Source organism: Streptomyces sp. CNB091, from assembly GCF_000377965.1.
The window spans coordinates 226987-247719 of record NZ_KB898999.1; the positions used below are offsets into that span (position 1 = coordinate 226987).

Here is a 20733-nt window from a genome sequence, read left to right on the forward strand (position 1 = left end):
CGGCCGCGGGTAAGGGCCGGGCCCTCAGGGACGGGCGGGCACGGACCCTCAGGTGCGGGCACGGACCCTCAGGGGCGCACCGCGGCGTCGGCCGTCGGCCAGCTCATGCGGATCACTCCGCCGGCCGCACCGGAGCGAACCTCCACGTCGTCGACGAGACCGCTGATGACCGCGAGGCCCATCTCGTCCTCGCCCTCACCGTCCATCTCGGGATCGGGCCGGTCCGGCCCCGCTCCGGAAGCACCGGAACCGTTGCGCGCCCCGGACGCGGTGGGATCCCCGCCGGGGCCGGGAACACTGTCCCCGACCTCGATGGAGAACGCCTTCTCCTCCTCGGTCAACGCGACGCTGACCGGCTCGGTGATGCCATGACTGCGATGCAGCCCGACCGCGCGGCTGCACGCCTCCCCGACAGCGAGCCTGACCTCGTCGAGCACCGCCTCGTCGACGCCGGCCCTGCGCGCCACGGCGGCCGCCACCAGGCGGGCCGTCCTGACATGTTCAGGCTGGGCGCTGAAGCGGAGTTCAACGGTGGCCATGACATCCCCCTCGAACGTTCGGGCGTACGCCTCAGAGGCCCCGGGCATATCGCCCGGCACCCCTGCTCTCCTCCTCCGGAAGCCGACAAAGCCGACAGCCGACCCGAGGGTCGACCGCCTGCCCGTCACGGCCCATGCGCTGCCGCTGCCGGCCTGTTCACTGCCTGCCGACCGGCCCGGGGGCCGGTCCGCTCCGACCTCAGTCGGTGGCGGCGACAGCCTCGTCGACCGTGGTGTGAATCGGGAACACCTTGGTCAGACCTGTGATCCGGAAGATCTTGAGAATGCGCTCCTGGTTGCAGACCAGGCGCAACGAGCCCTCATGGGCCCGGACACGCTTCAAGCCGCCCACGAGCACGCCGAGGCCGGTGGAGTCGAGGAAGTCGACGCCTTCCATGTCGACAACCAAGTGGTAGCTGCCGTCATTCACCAACTCGACCAACTGCTCGCGCAGCTTGGGCGCGGTATACACATCAATCTCGCCACCGACCTCGACGACCGTACGGTCGCCACCAGGCCCGGACACATTGCGAGTCGACAGGGACAGGTCCACGGATCCTCCAGCACCTTGCTATCGAGCGGTCGCCCCTCGGTCTCCCCGACGGAGGCCAGGGGACGGATCGCCAGCCGCGATGGCATTCAATCACTTACCAGCAGCCATGCACGACGCCTTGGGACCATTGTCCGTCACGCCAGTGACACACTCGGTGCCGATGGCCAAGAATCACCGTCCCGGACGACCACCCGAGAGTGGGGGCTCGCGCCCCTCTCCCGCCATGATCCTCGACCGGCTCGCCGCAGGGGCGGGCCGGGCCGCGCGCATCACTCATACGGAGCACTTGCCCCCGCGATCGGGAACCCATGCCATCTGGCCGGATCGCATCCGGCCAGAAGTGATCTCGGCGATCGAAAAGGCCGGGATCGCCCATCCGTGGGCCCATCAGGCGGCCGCGGCGGAACACGCGCTGGACGGCGAGTCGGTCGTGATCGCCACCGGCACGGCCTCCGGGAAGTCCCTCGCGTACCTCGCACCGGTCCTCAGCACCCTCCTGGACGGCTCGGAGGCCCCCAACGGCCGCGGGGCCACCGCCCTGTACCTCGCCCCCACCAAGGCCCTGGCAGCCGACCAGCGGCGCTCGGTGAAGGCGCTCGCGACCCCGCTCGGCAACGCCGTCAGGCCCGCGGTCTACGACGGTGACACCCCCGTCGAGGAACGCGAATGGGTGCGGCAGTACGCGAACTACGTCCTGACCAACCCCGACATGCTGCACCGCGGAATACTGCCTTCCCACCCCCGCTGGGCGTCCTTCCTGCGCGCCCTGCGGTACGTCGTGATCGACGAGTGCCACACCTACCGGGGCGTCTTCGGCTCCCACGTCGCCCAGGTCCTGCGCCGTCTACGCCGTCTGTGCGCCCGCTACGGGGCCGATCCGGTCTTCCTGCTCGCCTCGGCCACGGCGGCCGATCCCGCGGTCGCAGCCGGGCGTCTGACGGGTCTGCCGGTCCGGGAGGTGTCCGACGACGCCTCCCCGCGCGGCGAGCTGGTCTTCGCCCTGTGGGAGCCCCCGCTGACCGACCTGCACGGCGAGAAGGGCGCACCCGTTCGCCGTACCGCGACGGCCGAGACCGCCGACCTCCTCACCGACCTGACCCTCCAGGGCGTCCGCTCGGTCGCCTTCGTACGCTCCCGGCGCGGCGCGGAACTGATCTCGGTGATCGCCAAGGAACGCCTCGCGGAGGTCGACCGCTCGCTGCCGAAGCGGGTCGCCGCCTACCGCGGGGGCTACCTCCCCGAGGAGCGCCGGGCCCTGGAGCGGGCGCTTCACTCCGGCGAGCTGCTCGGTCTGGCGGCCACCACCGCCCTGGAACTGGGCATCGACGTCTCCGGCCTCGGCGCGGTCGTCATCTCCGGCTACCCGGGCACCCGGGCATCCCTCTGGCAGCAGGCGGGCCGGGCCGGCCGCTCGGGGCAGGGCGCCCTGGCCGTTCTCGTGGCCCGGGACGACCCGCTGGACACGTACCTGGTGCATCACCCCGAGGCGCTTTTCCAGCAGCCCGTCGAGTCGACGGTGCTGGACCCGGACAACCCCTACGTCCTCGCCCCCCACCTCTGCGCCGCGGCCGCCGAGCTGCCTCTCACCGAGCCCGACATCGCCCTCTTCGGCCCGGCCGTGCCCGAGCTGCTGCCGCAGCTGGAGGCAGCCAAGCTGCTGCGCAGACGGGCGTCGGGCTGGCACTGGACGCGCCGCGAGCGGGCCGCCGACCTGGCCGACATCCGGGGCGGGGGCGGCCGCCCCGTCCAGATCGTCGAGGAGGGCACCGGCCGCCTGCTGGGCACCGTCGACGAGGCCGCCGCCCACACGGCCGTGCACGAGGGGGCCGTCCATCTCCACCAGGGCCGCACCCACCTCGTCCGGAAGCTGGACCTGGAGGACTCCGTGGCCCTGGTCGAGCAGGCCGACCCGCCGTACTCGACGGTCGCCCGCGACACCACGGCCATCACCGTCTTGAAGACCGACACCGAGATCCCCTGGGGCCAGGGGCGGCTCTGTTACGGCTCCGTCGAGGTCACCAACCAGGTCGTCTCGTTCCTCCGCCGGAAGCTGATCACCGGGGAAGTCCTGGGCGAGACGAAGCTCGACCTGCCGCCCCGCACCCTGCGCACCCGCGCCGTGTGGTGGACGGTCACGGAGGACCAGCTCGACGCGGCCCGCGTCAACCCGGAGATCCTCGGCGGCGCACTGCACGCCGCCGAGCACGCGTCGATCGGCCTGCTGCCGCTCTTCGCCACCTGCGACCGCTGGGACATCGGCGGCGTGTCCGTACCGCTGCACCCGGACACCCTGCTGCCGACGGTCTTCGTGTACGACGGCCACCCCGGAGGGGCCGGATTCGCCGAGCGGGCCTTCCACACCGCCCGTACGTGGCTGACGGCGACCCGGGAGGCCATCGCGTCCTGCGAGTGCGAGGCGGGTTGCCCCTCCTGCATCCAGTCCCCCAAGTGCGGCAACGGCAACGAGCCCCTGCACAAACGCGGAGCCGTACGCCTGCTCACCGAACTCCTCAGGGCCGCACCCCCGGTACCTGACGAACCGGTATAGCCCGGCCATCGGCCGGAGATCCGGCCCCAGGACCGACGGGAGGGCCGGCCCGTGCCCTGACAGCGGGCAGGTAGGGCCCGAATCCCGAGCGGGCGGTCACATCAGCGATCTCCCCGTGCACCACGCAGCGAACGAGCACGGCTCCCTGGGCCAGGGCCACTCGCCGGGCCGTCCCACACGCGGCCACCGTCCCTTCCAGCGCCCGGTCCGCGGCCGCGAGGGCGGCCAGATCCGCGGCCCCGCCCGCCCGGTGACGGGCAGCCACGGCCTGCCCCAGCGCGAGCACCACGGCGAACACGGTGCAGAGACCTGCCGCGGTGACAGCCACCCACACCGTCGCCACACCTCGGTCCGCGCCGAGCCCCGCATGCTGGTTCGCGATCCGGCGTGCGATCCGGCCCCCGAGTCGGGTCGCAATCCGGGGCACGATCCGGGCCCCGCGCCAGGCTGCGGTTCGATCCGTTCGCCGGCCCGGTCTCCGGTCCGCGCCCCGCCCCATCCATCGGCCCATACCTCTGTCCTCGCTCTCGCCCTCGTCCTTCCCCCGCCCGGACCCGACTCGACCCGATCGCGGGGCCCTGCCCCCCTACGGCACCCGCCCAGTGCCCCAGTGCCCGGCCCCAGGTCTCCATTACCCTCGCCCTCACGGCCCGGAGCCCCCGACCGTGTCCTCCGCCAGGGCGGCCGCCTCGGCGCTCAACGTCAGGGCCAGCCCGCCAGGCCCCGGGGCCGGGGCCTCCACCCGGACGCGCCACAGGTCTCCTGCCCGCCCCACCTCGACCCGGGCACCGTGGGGTGCCGTGTCACGGACGGCGTCCCGTACTGCCGCCTCCGGCTCCGAGCGGGCCGCCGCCCGTGCCCCCGCTCGCGCCGCGTCCACGCAGCGGATCTGGTCCGAGGCCGCCATCAACGCCCAGAGCAGCACTGTGGTGAAGGCCACCAGCACCGGGATCACCACGGCTGCCTCCGCCGTCACAGCGCCCCGGTCGCCGCGCCCGCCGCCACACATGACCAGGCGCCCTTGCCGCCGCCGCCCCCGGAGAAGGCCGCGGTCCACTGCCACGGGCTCCTTCCCCGGGCAGGGGCCCGGCGGGGTCTCAGAATTTCGCATCGAGCGCGTCCTCGACCAGCGACTGCAGCGCCGACAGCACCGGCCCGCTGTTCACCACCTTGTAGAGCACCGCCGCGAAGGCGCACGCGGCGATGGTCCCCACCGCGTACTCGGACGTGGTCATCCCCCGGTCGGACCGGCCGAACCGCCCCGCCCACCGTGCGGCCCACCCCGCCTTCCGGCCCGGCACACCCTCGGACAGCGGGCCCCCGCGCAGAACGTCGACGGCCCGGCCCCAGAACTTCGTTTCCATTTCATCCCCCGATGAGCATCGATGACGAGCGGGCGCCCGAAGGGAACACCCGTGAGTGACAGTGAAAATGAATGGCCACCAGGTCGCGTCGGCCACGAAAGTCCGGCCGGCTCACCAGCCCGGCAAGCCCACCAGCCCGGCAGGCCCACCGCCCACGCAGCCTCACCGGCCCGGACGGCCGGTCGCGAGCAGGTCACCGGCCAGGCCGATGATCACCGGCGCCACCCCGACCGACAGGAAGGCGGGAAGGAAGCAGAGGCCGACCGGCGCCGTGATCAGCACCCCGGCCCGTTGCGCCCGCGCCAACGCCGCCGCGGCTCGCTCGGCGCGCATCGACTCGGCCAGCCTGGCAACCGGCTCCGCTGCCGGAGCCCCCGTCGAACCCGCCCGGTGCAGACAGCGGGCCAGCGGGCCGGCGCCCGGTATCTCCCCGAACCGACCCCACGCCTCGGACGGTTCGCCGCCGAGGCGGATCTCCGCGGCCGTACGGGCGAGCCGATCACCGACCGGGCCGCCGATGGATTCGCCCACCTCAGCGGCCGCCTCCCGCGGACCTGCCCCGACCGCGATACAGGCCGCCAGCAGATCCGCGGCCAGCGGAAGCTGCCCGGCGATCACGGCCCGCTCCCGATGCGTGCCGCCCGGACGAGCGACGGGCCGGTTTCGCCGCCACCGCCACAGCCCGTACGCCGCGGCCGAACCGACCGCGCAGCCCATCGCGCCGCCGACCAGAATCCATCCGGCCAGCCAGGCCCCGGCCGGGGCCGCCCACCACCGGGCGGACTCGGAGAGACCCGAACCAGCGCTCGCCCGGAACGGTGCGACCAGTCGGCTCCCCCTGCCGGGCCGTGCCGCGACGACCGCCTCCAGCAGCAGCGCACCCCGCCCGCGCACCGCTCGCTTCCGGAATCCGGCGGCGATCACGGCTGCCAGCTGCACCGCCATGCCCAGCACCGCCGCCGACATCCCCAGGCTGTGGAGAACTCCTCCGTCCGTCACGTTCACGCCGCCTCCCCTCCGCGCACGATCCGGCAGGCCCAGTACAGCCCGGCCGCCTCCAGGAACGCCCCAACAGCCAGGCAGGCCAGGCCGCCCGGGGTGTGCAGCAGTACACGCAAGGGTTCGGCTCCGAGTGCCGCTCCCAGCCCCAGACCCGCAAGCGGGAGCAGTGCCAGGACCACGACCGTCGACCACGCTCCCGCCAGTTGAGCACGTAGCTCCTCCCGTCTGCGCCGGTCCTCCCGCAGCGCCGCCTCCAGGCGCTCCAGCCCGGTCGCCAGCCCGGCCCCGCCGTCCACGGCCACGCGCCAGCACGCGGCCATCCCGGACAGGCCTCCCAGCCCCGGGCCCTCCGCCGCCTGCCGCAGCGCCGCCGGCACATCGCCGCCGAACCGCGCCGCCGCCAGCACCGCGGCCTCCGCCTCCCCCAGCCGGCCGCCTGAAGTAGCCGACGCCCATGAGCCGGCCTCCGCCGGACCTTCGCGCAGCGCGACCAGCAACGCCTGTCCCGGCTCGCGGCCTGCCCGCAGCTCCCCGACCACGGCTCCGCACAACGCCGCCACCGCGGTCGCGGCCCGCTCCGCCTCCCGCGCTCCTGCCCTCCTCCGCAACCACCGGCGCACCAACGGGACCGCCACGGCCCCCGCGACCAGCGGCAGCACCGAATCCCCCAGCACCGCCAGCAGCACCGCGACCGGAACGCACCACCACTCCCGACGCCCTCGGGCCGACTCCCCCACACGTCCCAGCGCCTTGAGCAGGTGTGGCCGCCATCGGCTCCATCGCCGACCCGACTCTGCGGGACCGTCCACGAACAGCACCCGCGCCCGCCGAACGCCCGCGTCCCGCACCATCGCGAGCCACACCGCTGAACCCGCGCAGAGAGCCACCGCATGGGCCGCGTACGCGGCCGTCGCCCCCGTCACAGCGCGCCCCCGATCAACGACCGCAGACGTTCCCATCCGCGCTCCGGGACGAATCCGCCGACGCCCCAGCTCAGGGCCGGAACCGTGAGGACCAGTCCTGCCGGGTCCCGCTCCAGGATGTGCACCTCGGCGACTCGCCGTTGCCCCTCACGGTCCCGCACGAGATGCACGACCACAGAGAGCGCGGCCGCCAACTGGCTGTGCAGCGCCACCCGGTCGAGTCCGGCCGCGGTGCCCAGAGCCTCCAGCCGGGCCGGAACATGCTCGGCGGCATTGGCGTGGACGGTGCCACACCCCCCTTCGTGTCCGGTGTTCAGGGCGGCCAGCAACTGCGTGACCTCAGCTCCTCGCACCTCACCGACCACCAGCCGGTCGGGCCGCATGCGCAGTGCCTGCCGCACCAGATCCCGCAACGTCACCCGGCCCGCCCCCTCCTGATTGGCCGGACGGGATTCCAGACGGACCACATGCGGATGGTCCGGCCGCAGCTCGGCGGAGTCCTCGGCGAGCACGATCCGCTCGTTCGGGCCGACCGCGCCCAGCAGACTGGCGAGGAGGGTCGTCTTGCCCGCTCCGGTGCCGCCGCTGATCACATAGGAGATCCGCGCTTCCACGAGCGCCCGCAGGATCCGGTCTCCACCCGGCGGCACCGTGCCCGCCTCCACCAACTCCGCCAACGAGAAGGCCCGCGGCCGCACCACGCGCAGGGAGAGGCAGGTCGAGCCGACGGACACCGGGGGCAGCACGGCGTGCATCCGTGTGCCGTCGGGCAGTCGTGCGTCCACCCACGGGCGTGCGTCGTCCAGCCTCCTGCCCGCCACCGCGGCGAGACGCTGGGCCAGCCTCCGCACCGCCGCCGCGTCAGGGAAGGCGACGCCCGTCAGCTGGAGCCCACCGCCCCGGTCCACCCACACCCGGTCCGGCGCGGAGACCAGCACATCGGTCACCTCCGGATCGGTGAGCAACGGCTCCAGCACTCCCGTGCCGACGAGTTCGCCGCGCAACTCCGCCGCCGCCCCGAGCACCTCGGCATCCCCCAGCAACCGCCCCTGGGCCCTGAGAGCAGCGGCCACGCCGGCCGGGGTGGGAGCGGCACCGCTGCGTGCCAGCCGCTGGCGTACGGCGTCGAGCAGTTCGTCCGTCATGCCGCCCCTTCCCCGGGCAGGCCGGTCGCGGGGCTTGCGTCACCGGCCGCCGCTGCCTGTTCCCAGAAGGCCGAACAGAACCGGGCCAGCGGCCCCCGGGCGCCGGCCCCGGGCGGGGTGCCGTCGTCCTGGGAGACCAGAAGGCCCGATTCCCAGGGGAGTTCGCCGACGAGCGGGAGGCCGATGGCCCGGGCGACCCATCGCCCGTCCAGCCCTGACGCGTACGGCCCCCGGGGCACCACCCGCAGGTCGTCCAGCACCATTCCGGCCGTGGCCGCGACGCGCCTGGCCGCTGCTACCGCGCGCAGTTCGCCCGGCACCACGAGCAGGCCGAGATCGAGTTGGGCCAGCGCTTCGGCGACTGACTCGTCGACCCGGCGCGGAAGGTCCACGACCACCACCCCGCCGAGTCGTCGCGCGGCGGCCAGCACCGCACGCATCGCCTGCGGCGGGATCACCACCTCGTCGTCCCGACCCCAGCTCAGCACCCGCAACCCGTGAAGGGCGGGCAGCGAGTCCTCAAGGGCCCCGCCCCCGAGACGGCCCTTCGACTGCGCGAAATCCGGCCACCGCATGCCTTCGGCCCGTTCGCCGCCGAGCAGGACGTCGATCCCGCCCCCCAACGGGTCGGCGTCGATCAGCATCGTCCGCCTGCCGGACCTCGCAGCACTCACGGCAAGGGCGCAGGCCAGCGTCGATGCGCCGGAGCCGCCCCGGCCGCCCATCACACCGACCGTGAAAGCGGGCCGCCCAACGCCTTCGGCGGCGTTGGCGATCTGATCGACGAGCCAGGCCTCGGAATCGGGCAGGCGCAGCACATATTCGGCCCCGATCTCCACGGCCCGCCGCCACACGTCGGGGTCGTCCTGGTCCCGGCCCACCAGCATCACCCCCTTCCTGCGGCCGGCGCCGCGGCAACGCGCGGCGGCGTCGTCTCCCACCAGCACCATCGGAGCCCGCTCCCAGCCGCCCCGGCGCCCGGGCGGCCCGTGATGAACTTCCGCCTCGGCTCCGGCCGCCGCGCACAGCCGCAGTAGGTCGTCGAGCAGTTCCACGTCCTCCGTCACGATCAGCGGGCCTCCGCACCGCCCCCCGTCGACCGCCGTTCCTTCTCCCGCGATGGATCCAGCCACGATCTCCGCCCCCTTCTCACTGCCCCTTCAGTGCGGTTCGCGGTGTTCTCGGAGCGTTCCGAGATGCGCGATTCCGGCACCCGCGGACTTCGCGGGTGGAATCAACGTGCAGCACCTCGGAAAATCATGTGGATCTTGATGAAAAACTGTGGACAACTTCGAGGCTGTGAATAACTTCGTAACCCGAACCAGCGACTTCCGGAGCGCAGCTCTCTGGCTACACACTGTGACGAGACGAGTCGCACAACACCCGACTCGCACAATCAGGCCGACGGGCGGCCAGACGGGAGGCTCAGGTGGTCCCCACCCCTAAAACGCGTCCGGACATGCGACGACCCCCGCCGGGGGGGAGAGCGGGGGTCGTCCCCACGGCCGACTCGGGGGGGGAGGAGTCGGACCGGGTTGGCACGGTCGCGAACGATCCGTGACTCCCATGGTGTACCCGAGGGCCTTCTCAGGCAAACCCACGCGCCGGAGTTTACGCCGAATGGTGGGCCCCTATGCTCAGCGTTGTGGAAAACTGCTTCTCGCCGCGCACAGCAGCCTTCTTTGACCTGGACAAGACGGTCATTGCGAAGTCTTCGACGCTGACCTTCAGCAAGTCCTTCTACCAAGGCGGACTGATCAACCGCCGCGCCGTACTGCGCACTGCGTACGCACAATTTGTGTTCCTCGCCGGGGGCGCAGATCACGACCAGATGGAGCGGATGCGTGAATACCTCTCCGCCCTCTGCAAGGGGTGGAACGTCCAGCAGGTCAAGGAGATCGTCGCCGAGACCCTGCACGACCTGATCGACCCGATCATCTACGACGAGGCCGCCACCCTCATCGAAGAGCACCACACGGCAGGGCGCGATGTGGTCATCGTTTCGACCTCGGGCGCCGAAGTCGTCGAGCCCATCGGCGAATTGCTCGGCGCCGACCGCGTCGTCGCCACGCGTATGGTCGTCGGTGACGACGGGTGCTTCACGGGCGAGGTCGAGTACTACGCCTACGGACCGACCAAGGCCGAGGCCGTGAAGGCGCTCGCGGTCTCGGAGGGGTACGACCTTTCGCGCTGCTACGCCTACAGCGACTCGGCGACCGATGTACCGATGTTGGAGTCGGTCGGCCACCCGCACGCGGTCAACCCCGACCGCGCGCTGCGCCGCGAAGCGACCCTTCGCGAGTGGCCGATTCTCGTCTTCAACCGCCCGGTCCGACTCAAACAGCGACTGCCGGCCTTCTCGATGCCTCCTCGCCCTGCTCTCGTGGCGGCGGCCGCGGTCGGCGCGGCGGCCGTCACCGCCGGACTGGTCTGGTACGCCAGTCGTCGGCGTACCGCCGGCACCGGTCTGCCCGGATGAGACGGCGCGGGGCTCAGCCAGGTGAACAGGGCGCTCCACCGGAGTGACACCTAGCCCGATTCGCCCTTGATTGAACCTAAAAGTAAAGAAGCGGGGCCAGGGGTATCCCTTCCTCTGGTCCTGGAGTACAAAGGATTTAACGGCCCGCGAGACCAAGGACATCCGCGAGGATGACCTGTAACGCAGAACGGCCCCACGGACCGCGCACGAAAGCCGAGCACCCACGCGACGTCGACCCGTCGATTACGGGCCAGCCGCACCAGGTGACGGGCAAAGTACCCGACCTGATGGGCAAACTACGAGGACGCTTGGTAACTGGGCGGACGTGCCAGCGGCGGTACCGCACATCGGTGCCGCCGCACCCCCGCCCGGGGCCATCACCCCGCAGCCGCCCGGAAGTCGACCTCTTCACCCGGCGGCGCCCTCCTCACCCCACCCTTCACGCCCTCCGACGCTGTCCCGCCGCATCGGACCCTCGGGCCGTTTCCGCCCGAGACACGTCGAGCATGGGGGCCACATCCCCCCGATGCCGCGTCGAACCCGGTCGGCTCGACCCCGGGTCGGCATCAGGCGCCCGGGTCAGCGTCAGGCACCCGGGTCGGCATCAGGCACTGGGGCAGCGGCAGGCGCCGGGGCAGCAGCAGGGCTCCTCAGGCGGCGCCACGCTGAAGCGCCTCGCACACCGCGGTCGACTCGCGCACACCCAGCTCAACGGAGCGCCCGCAGTGGGTGATCCAGTCGGCCATGCCCTCCGGGGTTCCGGCCGCATAGCCCTCGAACGCCGCGACATAGGCCGCCCGGCCCTGCTCCGCGTGCCCCACCTCGGCCGGGCAGATCGACTTCGGGTCAAGACCGCTGCCGATCAGCACGATGCGCTCGGCGGTCCGGGCCACCAGACCGTTGTGCGAGCCGAACGGACGCAACGCCAGTAGCTCGCCGTGCACCACGGCGGCCATGACCAGCGCGGGGGCGCTGCCACCCGCGATGATCAGCCGCGAGAGCCCTTCGAGCCGTCCGGCGACCTCCTCGGCCCCGGGAACAGGTGCCTCGATCAGCGGCTCGTCGACGGATTCACCCGCCAGCCGAGGACGCCCCACCACCGCGCCGTCGGGAGTCGCACCGCCGGCCGCCACCAGATGCAACCGAGCCAGCACCCGAAGGGGTGACTGTCGCCAGATGGAAAGGAGTTGCCCAGCCTCCGCGGTGAGCCTCAGCGCGGCGCCGACCATGCGCGCCTCGTCCTCACCCCTGAAGTCGGTACGCCGACGCACCTCCTCGAGGTTCCAGTCGGCACCGGCCAGCGCGGCCGAACCACGAGAACCCCGCAGTGCGGCTTCGGCTGTGACCTCATTGCTGCGGCGTCGCATGACGCGATGGCCGTAGACCCGGTCGACGGCCTTGCGCACGGAGTCCACGGCATCGGGAACGCCGGGCAGGGAACCGAGCGCGGCGAGCGGATCAGAGGCAGTCGTACTCATAAGTAGCGAGGCTACGCGCCCACCCCACCCACACCACCCCCAAGTGGCCTTCTTCACGAACAGTGACAGCACACCGCAACAAAGCCGCTACCCTAGGTGAACATGAAGATCGCTTTCGTCGGGAAGGGCGGCAGCGGAAAGACCACGCTGTCCTCGCTCTTCATCCGCCACCTCGCCGCCAACGAAGCCCACGTCATCGCCGTGGACGCCGATATCAACCAGCACCTGGGCGCCGCTCTCGGCCTGGACGAGGCAGAGGCCGCCGCGCTGCCCGCCATGGGGGCGCACCTCCCGCTCATCAAGGACTACCTGCGGGGCGCCAACCCCCGCATCGCCTCCGCCGAGACGATGATCAAGACGACTCCGCCCGGCGAGGGCTCCCGGCTGCTGCGGGTCCGCGAGGACAACCCGATCTTCGCGGCCTGCGCGCGCCCGGTTCCGCTGGACGACGGGGGCGTCCGGCTGATGGCGACCGGGCCCTTCACGGAGTCCGATCTCGGAGTGGCCTGCTACCACTCCAAGGTCGGAGCCGTGGAGCTCTGCCTCAACCACCTGGTCGACGGCCCCGACGAGTACGTCGTGGTCGATATGACGGCGGGCTCGGACTCGTTCGCCTCGGGTATGTTCACGCGGTTCGACATGACGTTCCTGGTTGCGGAGCCGACCCGTAAGGGGGTGTCCGTCTATCGCCAGTACAAGGAGTACGCCCGCGACTTCGGCGTCGCCCTCAAGGTCGTCGGGAACAAGGTGCAGGGCCCGGACGACCTGGAGTTCCTGCGTGCGGAGGTAGGCGACGACCTGCTGATCGGGATCGGCCACTCCGACTGGGTACGGTCGATGGAGAAGGGCCGGCCGTCCAGGTTCGAGCTGCTGGAGGCCGACAATCGGATGGCTCTGCAGACGCTGCAGGACGCCGCCGAGGACTCGTACGGGTCGCGTGACTGGGAGCGCTACACACGACAGATGGTGCACTTCCACCTGAAGAACGCCGAGAGCTGGGGCAACGAGAAGACCGGCGCCGACCTGGCCGCCCAGGTCGACCCCGCCTTCGTGCTCGACGAACGCCACGCAGGAGCGGGCGTGACCGCACCCGCCTGACTCATCGCACGGGTCCCCTCGTTGGCCGCTTTCGTCGGTCCCCCTCGGCGGCCGCTTTCGTCGGTCCCCTCGGCGGCCGCTTTCGTCGGTCCCCTCGGCGGCCGCCTCTCTCGTCGGTCCCCTCGGCGGCCGCCTTTCGGTGGCCGCCTTTCGGTGGCCGCCGAGGGGGCGAACAATGCGGCCGCGCGATCGGCCGATGCTTCGGCCGGCGTCCCCTCGGTGCTTCAGCCAGTAGCTCCGGCGGGAGCGGAACCCGCGTCACCCTGACCCGAGGCAGTGCCCGGATCCTGATCCGGGGCCTCTCCAGCATCCCCGCCCGGTGCCTGGTCCGGTGCCTGGTCCGGGGCCTCTCCGGCGCCCTCGGCAGGGGCCTGGTCCTTACTCTCGCCCTTGGCCTGGTCCTCGCCCTCACCCTTGCCCTGGTCCTTGCCCGCACCCTGGCCCTTGTCCTTGCCCTCGCCCTTGTCCGCGGGTTGCGCGGCGGCCTGTTGGGTGCCGAGGTAGGACGACCAGCCCGTCTTGGGCGCCTCGCCGACGCCGAGCGTGGTGAGCTTGGCCAGCGTCTTCGGGTCCTGTGCGTCCAGCCAGTCGGCGAGCTGGCGGAAGGACACGCAGCGCACGCCCTCCTTGGTGCACACCTGCGCGATGGTCTCCTCGATGGCGCGCATGTAGGTGCCGCCGTTCCAGGACTCGAAGTGGTTGCCGATGATCAGAGGAGCCCGGTTGCCGTTGTACGAGCGGTCGAAGGCCTGAAGCAGCCCGTCCCGCATCTGGTTGCCCCAGTACTCGTGCTGGGCGGGGTCCCCCTGGGTGGCCGTACCGGACTGGTTGACCATGAAGTTGTAGTCCATCGAGAGGGTCTCGAAGGCGCGGCCCGGCATCGGGACGAGCTGGAGCGGAATGTCCCAGACCCCGTCCTTCTTCTTGGGCCACACCTGGTTGCCGACGCCGCTGGAGTCGTAGCGGAAGCCCATGGTCCGGGCGGCGGCGACCATGTTCTTCTGGCCTTCCAGGCAAGGGGTGCGGGCGCCGACCAGTTCCTTGTCGTAGTCGAAGGGGAGGGGGTCCTCGCCCTTCAGCTCCGGAGTGTTGGTCTTCCAGCCTTTGACGAAAGCTTTCGCCTGGCTGATCTCGCTCTTCCACTCATCGACGGACCAGGTCCCGACGCCGCCGTCCTTGCCACAGAAGTGACCGTTGAAGTGGGTGCCGATCTCGTTGCCTTCCAGCCACGCGGCACGCACCTCATTGAGGGTGTCGCGGATGCCCTCGGTGTCGTTGAAGCCGATGTCGGAACGGCCCGGCGCGTGCTGAGGCGGGTTGTAGAGGTCCTTCTTCTCCTCCGGCAGCAGGTACACGCCGCTGAGGAAGTACGTCATCTTGGCGTTGTACTTTTTGGCCACGCCGCGGAAGTGCGAGAAGAGCTTCTGGCTGTCCTCTCCGGCGCCGTCCCAGGAGAAGACCACGAACTGGGGAGGCTTCTCGCCGGGCGCCAGGCGTTCGACGGCCGGCATCTTCGGCTGGGCACCGGTGAAGGCGGTGGACCCGTCTCCGATGAGCTTGACCGCGTTCTTCGGGGCGGCGGCCGGGGGGTTCTCCTTGGCCCCGTGGGCGCCCTTCTCCGTGTCGGCTCCGGCGCCCCCTGACGCGGACCCCCCGGATCCGGCTCCGGAACAGCCCGCGAGCACGGCGACCAAGGCCGTGGACATGATGCCCAAGGCGATCCTCTTCGTGGCGGCCATCATCCGCCCACCCTCTTCCTTGCAGGTTATTTGCGTTGAAGTGCCGACACGGCGCGGCCAAATTCGCACACGATTCCGCACAGGAAGGGCGACATACCGAATGAAAAGCTTCCTATTCACCACTAAGAGTCATCAACTAGCCCACATGCCTCCGGCCTGAACCGGACGCGCCCCGGGCCCGTGCAACCGTGCGACCCCGTTCCGGGTCGCACGGGCCACATCCGCCACATACATCCGCCACACCCGACCGACACGCCCGACCGGCACAGCCGACCGACACGCCCGACCGGCACGCCTCGAAACGCCCCGAGGGGGTCGGAACCGCCGCGCGCCACGCGTCGCACGGAGGCCCGCGACCGCGGAGCGGGATCATGGCTCCATACACGAAGACACAGGTCTAAACCAATTCCCGGTAGGCCCTTGTCACCTGGCCCCGTGCCTGATGAGCTATGCCCCGGGACACAACGGACACCCTGGGACTGGGAGAAGTCGTGAGTAACGAGAGCCTGGCCAATCTGCTTCGGGAAGAGCGGAAATTCGCTCCACCTGCTGAGCTGGCCTCCAACGCCAACGTCACCGCAGAGGCGTACGAGCAGGCCGACGCGGACCGGCTGGGCTTCTGGGCCGAGCAGGCCCGCCGCCTGACGTGGGCCACCGAGCCGACCGAGACCCTGGACTGGAGCAACCCGCCCTTCGCGAAGTGGTTCGCGGACGGCAAGCTGAACGTCGCGTACAACTGCGTGGACCGCCACGTCGAGGCGGGCAACGGCGACCGGGTCGCCATCCACTTCGAGGGTGAGCCGGGCGACAGCCGGGCCATCACCTACGCGGAGCTGAAGGACGAGGTCTCCCGCGCCGCCAACGCCCTGACCGAACTGGGCGTCGGCAAGGGCGACCGGGTCGCCGTCTACCTGCCGATGATCCCCGAGGCCGCCATCGCGATGCTGGCCTGCGCCCGCATCGGCGCCGCGCACTCCGTGGTCTTCGGCGGCTTCTCGGCCGACGCCATCGCCGCCCGCATCAAGGACGCGGACGCCAAGGTCGTCATCACGGCCGACGGCGGCTACCGCCGTGGCAAGCCGACCGCGCTCAAGCCCGCGGTCGACGACGCCGTCTCGCGGTTCGAGAACGTCGAGCACGTCCTCGTCGTCCGCCGCACCGGCCAGGACACCGCGTGGACCGAGGGCCGCGACGTCTGGTGGCACGAGATCACCGCCCGGCAGTCCGCCGAGCACACCCCCGAGGCCTTCGAGGCGGAGCAGCCGCTCTTCATCCTCTACACCTCGGGCACCACGGGTAAGCCGAAGGGCATCCTGCACACCTCCGGCGGCTACCTCACCCAGGCGTCGTACACGCACAACGCGGTCTTCGACCTCAAGCCGGAGTCCGACGTCTACTGGTGCACCGCCGACATCGGCTGGGTGACCGGGCACTCGTACATCGTCTACGGGCCGCTGGCCAACGGTGCGACGCAGGTCATGTACGAGGGCACCCCGGACACCCCGCACCAGGGCCGGTTCTGGGAGATCGTGCAGAAGTACGGCGTCACGATCCTCTACACCGCCCCCACGGCGATCCGTACGTTCATGAAGTGGGGCGACGACATCCCCGCGAAGTTCGACCTGAGCAGCCTCCGCGTCCTGGGTTCGGTCGGTGAGCCGATCAACCCCGAGGCGTGGATGTGGTACCGGAAGAACATCGGCGCCGACAAGTGCCCCATCGTGGACACCTGGTGGCAGACCGAGACCGGCGCGATGATGATCTCGCCGCTGCCCGGTGTGACGGAGACGAAGCCGGGAAGCGCCCAGCGCGCGCTGCCGGGCATCGCCGCCACTGTCGTGGACGACGACGCCAACGAGGTGCCGGACGGCGGGGGCGGCTACCTCGTCCTCACCGAGCCGTGGCCCTCCATGCTCCGCACCATCTGGGGTGACGACCAGCGGTTCATCGACACCTACTGGTCGCGTTTCGAGGGCAAGTACTTCGCGGGTGACGGTGCGAAGAAGGACGAGGACGGCGACATCTGGCTGCTCGGCCGGGTCGACGACGTCATGCTCGTCTCCGGGCACAACATCTCCACCACCGAGGTCGAGTCCGCCCTCGTCTCCCACCCGTCGGTCGCCGAGGCCGCCGTGGTCGGCGCCGCGGACGAGACGACCGGCCAGGCCATCGTCGCGTTCGTGATCCTGCGCGGCACCGCCACCGCCTCCGACGAACTGGTCGCCGACCTGCGCAACCACGTCGGCACGACCCTCGGCCCGATCGCCAAGCCCAAGCGGGTCCTGCCGGTCGCCGAGCTGCCCAAGACCCGCTCCGGCAAGATCATGCGCCGCCTCCTCCGCGACGTCGCCGAGAACCGCGAACTGGGCGACGTCACCACGCTGACCGACTCCTCCGTGATGGACCTGATCACCACCCAGCTGCCGTCCTCCTCGTCCGAGGACTAGGACTAGGACTAGGACTAGGACTAGGAGCGACAGCACAGAACAGAGCGGGCACAGCACAGAGCAGGCCCCGTACAGAGCCGGCCCCGTACAGACACAGGGCTACGGAGTACGGCTCCGATGGGCACCCGGCAACGCGCCGGGTGCCCATCGGGCATTTAGTCTGAAGATCACCCAATACGGTTACTACGGTCCCGCTCTTCACGCCCCCGGTAGAGTGGGCGCTTCACCACAACTACAGAGAACATCTCCACAGGGGCGCCGGGAAGTCTGGTCGGCATGTCCATCCGCCATGCCCTCATGCCGCCCCTGACCTGGAGGTCCTCTCGTGGCACCGCCCAACCCGCCCGCGCCGCCCGCCCCGCCCCGGCGCCCGCTGCTCGGCCGGCTCTCCCTCACCGAGCGGAACTACGTGGCGGAAGCTCTCCGCACCGAGACGGTCGGCGGGGTGCTTCTGCTGGCCGCGGCGGTCGCCGCGCTCGTCTGGGCCAACGCCTTCGGCGACTCGTACGAAGCGGTCAGCAAGTTCCACTTCGGCATCGACGCCATCGGCCTGGACCTCTCCGTCGCGCACTGGGCGGCGGACGGGCTGCTCGCGGTCTTCTTCTTCGTCGCCGGCGTCGAGCTCAAGCGCGAACTGGTGGCGGGCGAACTCCGCGATCCGAAGGCCGCGGCCCTCCCGGTGGTGGCGGCCCTGTGCGGCATGGCCGTGCCCGCCCTCGTCTACTACTTCACCGTGGTCGTCGGCGGCGGCTCGACGAACGGCTGGGCCGTCCCCACCGCGACCGACATCGCCTTCGCGCTCGCCGTCCTCGCGGTGATCGGCACCTCGCTGCCGTCCGCGCTGCGAGCCTTCCTGCTGACCCTGGCCGTCGTCGACGACCTCTTCGCGATCCTGATCATCGCGGTGTTCTTCACCTCGGACCTGAACTTCCTGGCGCTCGGCGGGGCCGTCCTCGGCCTGGCCGTCTTCTACTTCCTCCTCCGCTTCGATGTCCGGGGCTGGTACGTCTACGTTCCGCTCGCCCTGGTCATCTGGGGCCTGATGTACAACAGCGGCATCCACGCCACCATCGCCGGTGTCGCGATGGGCCTGATGCTGCGCTGCAGCCGTCGCGAGGGCGAGAAGCACTCCCCCGGCGAGCACATCGAACACCTGGTCCGCCCGGTGTCGGCCGGGATCGCCGTCCCGCTGTTCGCCCTGTTCTCGGCCGGGGTCGCGCTGAACGGCGAGGCGCTGGCCGGCGTCTTCACCCGGCCCGAAACGCTCGGCGTCGTCCTCGGTCTCGTCGTCGGCAAGACCGTCGGCATCTTCGGCGGCACCTACCTCGCCGCCCGCTTCACCAAGGCGGAGCTGAACAAGGACCTGGCCTGGGCGGATGTCCTGGCACTCGCCGCACTCGCCGGCATCGGGTTCACCGTCTCGCTGCTCATCGGGGAGCTGGCCTTCGAGGGCGACCCGGAGATGATCAACGAGATCAAGGCCGCCGTACTGCTCGGTTCGTTGATCGCGGCCCTGCTCGCCTGCGTACTGCTCAAACTCCGCGTACGCAGGTACAAGGAACTGTACGAGGCCGAGGAGCTCGACGAGGACGAATCCGGGGTACCCGACGTCTACGAGCAGGATGACCCGGAATACCACCTGCGGATGGCCGCCATCCACGAGCGGAAGGCGGCAGAACACCGCCGTCTCGCCGAAGAGCGGGCGGGGGCAGCGCGCGACGAGCCGAACAGTCCGGCATGATCTGACATCGGACGTGTCGAAGACGGAGAGGGAGTCAGGGATGAGCGACCCCGGCAACTACGCGGGCAGTGCGGACCGCAGCATCGGGCAGCTGGTCGCCTCGGCGACGGCCGAGATGTCCGCGCTGGTGCACGACGAGATCGCCCTGGCCAAGGCGGAGGTGCGGCAGGACGTCAAGCGCGGGGCGATCGGCAGCGCGGCGTTCATCGCCGCGGGCGTGCTGCTGCTGTTCACGATGCCGATGCTGAGCTTCGCGGCCGCGTACGGGATCCACAACCTGGGCCTGGGCCTGGCGTGGTCCTTCCTGATCGTGGCGGGCGCCTTCATCCTCCTGGCCGCCCTGATCGGGTTCATCGGTCTGCGGAAGTTCAAGAAGATCAAGCCGCCGGAGAAGTCCATCGCCTCCGCCAAGCAGACCGCCGCCGTCCTGCAGAAGGCCAAGCCGCACCCGCGCCCGTCGATCGCGGCCGCCGCGATCATCGAGCGCTCCGGTAGCACCCTGGCGAAGACGAGCATCGAGAGCGGCTCCGCAAAGGACGCCCGTAAGGACTCCGGTAAGGGCAGGGCTGACGCTGTGGCACGCTCGTCCACATGACGGTTCCCGATTCCAGCGCATTCGGCCCGACGCGTCCGGTGGACCCGACGGGCCCGGCAGCCCCGGCCGAACCGGCCAGCAGCCTCGCGGGCCGGGCCTCCGCCGGTGGCCCGGTGCGCCTCGACGGCCCCTGGACCCACCGCGACGTGGCGGCCAACGGTGCGCGGTTCCACATCGCGGAGATGGGCGAGGGGCCGCTGGTGCTCCTCCTGCACGGCTTCCCGCAGTTCTGGTGGACCTGGCGCCACCAGCTGACCGCGCTCGCCGACGCGGGGTTCCGGGCGGTCGCGATGGACCTGCGCGGGGTGGGCGGCAGCGACCGCACACCACGCGGTTACGACCCCGCCAACCTGGCCCTCGACGTCACCGGGGTGATCCGCTCCCTGGGTGAGCCCGACGCGGCCCTGGTCGGCCACGACCTCGGCGGCTACCTCGCCTGGACGGCCGCGGTGATGCGGCCCAAGCTGGTCCGCCGGCTCGCCGTCTCCTCCATGCCGCACCCGCGCCGCTGGCGCTCGTCGATGCTGTCCGACTTCGCGCAGTCGCGGGCCGGTTCGTACGTCTGGGGCTTCCAGCGCCCATGGCTTCCGGAACGTCAGCTCCTCGCGGACGACGCGGCACTGGTCGGGAGCCTCATCCAGGACTGGGCGGGCCCCCGCACCCCGGAGTTCCCCGACGAGGAGACCCTGGACGTCTACCGGCGGGCCATGAGCATCCCCTCCACCGCCCACTGCTCGATCGAGCCGTACCGCTGGATGGTGCGGTCGATGGCCCGTCCGGACGGGATCCAGTTCAACCGGCGGATGAAGCGTCCGGTACGGGTGCCCACCCTGCACCTGCACGGGTCGCTCGATCCGGCGGTACGCACCCGTAGTTCGGCCGGGTCCGGGCAGTACGTCGAGGCGCCCTACCGGTGGCGACTTTTCGACGGTGTCGGGCACTTCCCGCACGAGGAGGATCCGATCGGCTTCTCCACCGAACTCATCAACTGGCTCAAGGACCCCGAGCCCGACCGGTAGCCGCCCGCCCGCCACCGGCACGCGTGTCCGACGAACAGCCAATTGCCTGCCGCATAGGCCAAT

Annotated in this window: 18 protein-coding genes; 7 read left to right on the forward strand and 11 right to left on the reverse strand. The window is 71.0% G+C overall.

The window, feature by feature from the left end; all coding sequences use genetic code 11:
- Positions 1–68: 68 nt before the first annotated feature.
- Together D581_RS0119175 and D581_RS0119180 are read right to left on the reverse strand one after the other, a co-directional pair.
- The gene (locus D581_RS0119175) at positions 69–539 is read right to left on the reverse strand and encodes an ATP-binding protein (protein ID WP_026290679.1); all 471 of its coding nucleotides are present in this window, start codon (positions 537–539) and stop codon (positions 69–71) included.
- Between the two features lie 199 nt (positions 540–738).
- Positions 739–1092, reverse strand: coding sequence for an STAS domain-containing protein (locus D581_RS0119180; protein ID WP_003967428.1), 354 nt, complete (start codon positions 1090–1092; stop codon positions 739–741).
- Positions 1093–1171: 79 nt separating this feature from the next.
- Here D581_RS0119180 and D581_RS0119185 point away from each other — a divergent pair, with 79 nt between their 5' ends.
- Positions 1172–3640, forward strand: coding sequence for a DEAD/DEAH box helicase (locus tag D581_RS0119185; RefSeq protein WP_078625880.1), 2469 nt, complete (start codon positions 1172–1174; stop codon positions 3638–3640).
- On the opposite strand, the gene D581_RS1000000139835 is transcribed toward D581_RS0119185, so the two are convergent.
- From D581_RS1000000139835 to ssd, 7 genes are all read right to left on the reverse strand, one after another.
- Positions 3603–4034, reverse strand: coding sequence for an Rv3654c family TadE-like protein (locus tag D581_RS1000000139835; protein WP_486585859.1), 432 nt, complete (start codon positions 4032–4034; stop codon positions 3603–3605). The genes D581_RS0119185 and D581_RS1000000139835 overlap by 38 nt on opposite strands.
- Before the next feature lie 249 nt (positions 4035–4283).
- Positions 4284–4649: a TadE family type IV pilus minor pilin gene (locus tag D581_RS0119190; protein WP_051114610.1), complete on the reverse strand. Its 366-nt coding sequence runs from the start codon at positions 4647–4649 to the stop codon at positions 4284–4286.
- An 88-nt stretch (positions 4650–4737) separates the two neighbouring features.
- Positions 4738–5004, reverse strand: a complete 267-nt coding sequence (locus D581_RS0119195; protein ID WP_018958835.1) for a DUF4244 domain-containing protein — start codon at positions 5002–5004, stop codon at positions 4738–4740.
- Positions 5005–5166: 162 nt separating this feature from the next.
- On the reverse strand, positions 5167–6009 hold the full coding sequence (locus D581_RS0119200; RefSeq protein WP_026290681.1) for a type II secretion system F family protein: 843 nt from the start codon (positions 6007–6009) through the stop codon (positions 5167–5169).
- Positions 6006–6929: a type II secretion system F family protein gene (locus D581_RS0119205; protein WP_026290682.1), complete on the reverse strand. Its 924-nt coding sequence runs from the start codon at positions 6927–6929 to the stop codon at positions 6006–6008. The genes D581_RS0119200 and D581_RS0119205 overlap by 4 nt, the downstream gene beginning before the upstream one ends.
- Complete coding sequence (locus D581_RS0119210; protein ID WP_018958838.1) at positions 6926–8074, reverse strand: TadA family conjugal transfer-associated ATPase; 1149 nt, start codon at positions 8072–8074, stop codon at positions 6926–6928. The genes D581_RS0119205 and D581_RS0119210 overlap by 4 nt, the downstream gene beginning before the upstream one ends.
- A complete protein-coding gene (gene ssd / locus D581_RS0119215) occupies positions 8071–9207 on the reverse strand; it encodes a septum site-determining protein Ssd (protein WP_032752823.1) in 1137 nt (378 codons plus the stop codon). The genes D581_RS0119210 and ssd overlap by 4 nt, the downstream gene beginning before the upstream one ends.
- Before the next feature lie 500 nt (positions 9208–9707).
- On the opposite strand from ssd, the gene D581_RS0119220 reads away from it, so the two are divergent.
- Positions 9708–10553, forward strand: coding sequence for an HAD family hydrolase (locus D581_RS0119220; protein WP_018958840.1), 846 nt, complete (start codon positions 9708–9710; stop codon positions 10551–10553).
- A gap of 650 nt (positions 10554–11203) precedes the next feature.
- Here D581_RS0119220 and D581_RS0119225 read toward each other — a convergent pair.
- Positions 11204–12031, reverse strand: a complete 828-nt coding sequence (locus tag D581_RS0119225; RefSeq protein WP_026290683.1) for a Fic family protein — start codon at positions 12029–12031, stop codon at positions 11204–11206.
- 102 nt (positions 12032–12133) lie between these two features.
- On the opposite strand from D581_RS0119225, the gene D581_RS0119230 reads away from it, so the two are divergent.
- Positions 12134–13129 carry an ATP-binding protein gene (locus D581_RS0119230; protein WP_018958842.1) on the forward strand — a complete coding sequence of 332 codons (996 nt, stop codon included), beginning with the start codon at positions 12134–12136 and terminating at the stop codon, positions 13127–13129.
- Positions 13130–13353: 224 nt separating this feature from the next.
- On the opposite strand, the gene D581_RS0119235 is transcribed toward D581_RS0119230, so the two are convergent.
- The gene (locus D581_RS0119235; RefSeq protein ID WP_018958843.1) at positions 13354–14871 is read right to left on the reverse strand and encodes a hypothetical protein; all 1518 of its coding nucleotides are present in this window, start codon (positions 14869–14871) and stop codon (positions 13354–13356) included.
- 446 nt (positions 14872–15317) lie between these two features.
- Between D581_RS0119235 and acs the strand changes: the two genes are divergently transcribed.
- The 4 genes from acs (at position 15318) to D581_RS0119255 (ending at position 20670) form a co-directional block, all read left to right on the forward strand.
- Positions 15318–17315, forward strand: a complete 1998-nt coding sequence (gene acs / locus D581_RS0119240; protein WP_018958844.1) for an acetate--CoA ligase — start codon at positions 15318–15320, stop codon at positions 17313–17315.
- Positions 17316–17640: 325 nt separating this feature from the next.
- Positions 17641–19056: a Na+/H+ antiporter NhaA gene (gene nhaA / locus D581_RS0119245; RefSeq protein WP_018958845.1), complete on the forward strand. Its 1416-nt coding sequence runs from the start codon at positions 17641–17643 to the stop codon at positions 19054–19056.
- A gap of 40 nt (positions 19057–19096) precedes the next feature.
- Entirely contained in the window at positions 19097–19651 is a 555-nt protein-coding gene (locus tag D581_RS0119250) for a phage holin family protein (RefSeq protein ID WP_018958846.1), read from the forward strand.
- Positions 19648–20670: an alpha/beta fold hydrolase gene (locus D581_RS0119255; RefSeq protein ID WP_026290686.1), complete on the forward strand. Its 1023-nt coding sequence runs from the start codon at positions 19648–19650 to the stop codon at positions 20668–20670. Before D581_RS0119250 ends, D581_RS0119255 begins: the two co-directional genes overlap by 4 nt.
- Positions 20671–20733: the final 63 nt, after the last annotated feature.

What these genes read in the sequence shown, in the direction of transcription:
- D581_RS0119220 (WP_018958840.1), top strand. Translation starts at nt 9,708, where the DNA reads ATGCTCAGCGTTGTGGAAAACTGCTTCTCGCCGCGCACAGCAGCCTTC.
- acs (WP_018958844.1), top strand. Translation starts at nt 15,318, where the DNA reads ATGCCCCGGGACACAACGGACACCCTGGGACTGGGAGAAGTCGTGAGT.
- D581_RS0119185 (WP_078625880.1), top strand. Translation starts at nt 1,172, where the DNA reads ATGGCATTCAATCACTTACCAGCAGCCATGCACGACGCCTTGGGACCA.
- D581_RS0119190 (WP_051114610.1), bottom strand. Translation starts at nt 4,649, where the DNA reads ATGTGTGGCGGCGGGCGCGGCGACCGGGGCGCTGTGACGGCGGAGGCA.
- D581_RS0119225 (WP_026290683.1), bottom strand. Translation starts at nt 12,031, where the DNA reads ATGAGTACGACTGCCTCTGATCCGCTCGCCGCGCTCGGTTCCCTGCCC.
- D581_RS0119235 (WP_018958843.1), bottom strand. Translation starts at nt 14,871, where the DNA reads ATGATGGCCGCCACGAAGAGGATCGCCTTGGGCATCATGTCCACGGCC.
- D581_RS0119255 (WP_026290686.1), top strand. Translation starts at nt 19,648, where the DNA reads ATGACGGTTCCCGATTCCAGCGCATTCGGCCCGACGCGTCCGGTGGAC.
- D581_RS0119175 (WP_026290679.1), bottom strand. Translation starts at nt 539, where the DNA reads ATGGCCACCGTTGAACTCCGCTTCAGCGCCCAGCCTGAACATGTCAGG.
- D581_RS0119230 (WP_018958842.1), top strand. Translation starts at nt 12,134, where the DNA reads ATGAAGATCGCTTTCGTCGGGAAGGGCGGCAGCGGAAAGACCACGCTG.
- D581_RS0119195 (WP_018958835.1), bottom strand. Translation starts at nt 5,004, where the DNA reads ATGGAAACGAAGTTCTGGGGCCGGGCCGTCGACGTTCTGCGCGGGGGC.
- D581_RS0119250 (WP_018958846.1), top strand. Translation starts at nt 19,097, where the DNA reads ATGAGCGACCCCGGCAACTACGCGGGCAGTGCGGACCGCAGCATCGGG.
- D581_RS0119210 (WP_018958838.1), bottom strand. Translation starts at nt 8,074, where the DNA reads ATGACGGACGAACTGCTCGACGCCGTACGCCAGCGGCTGGCACGCAGC.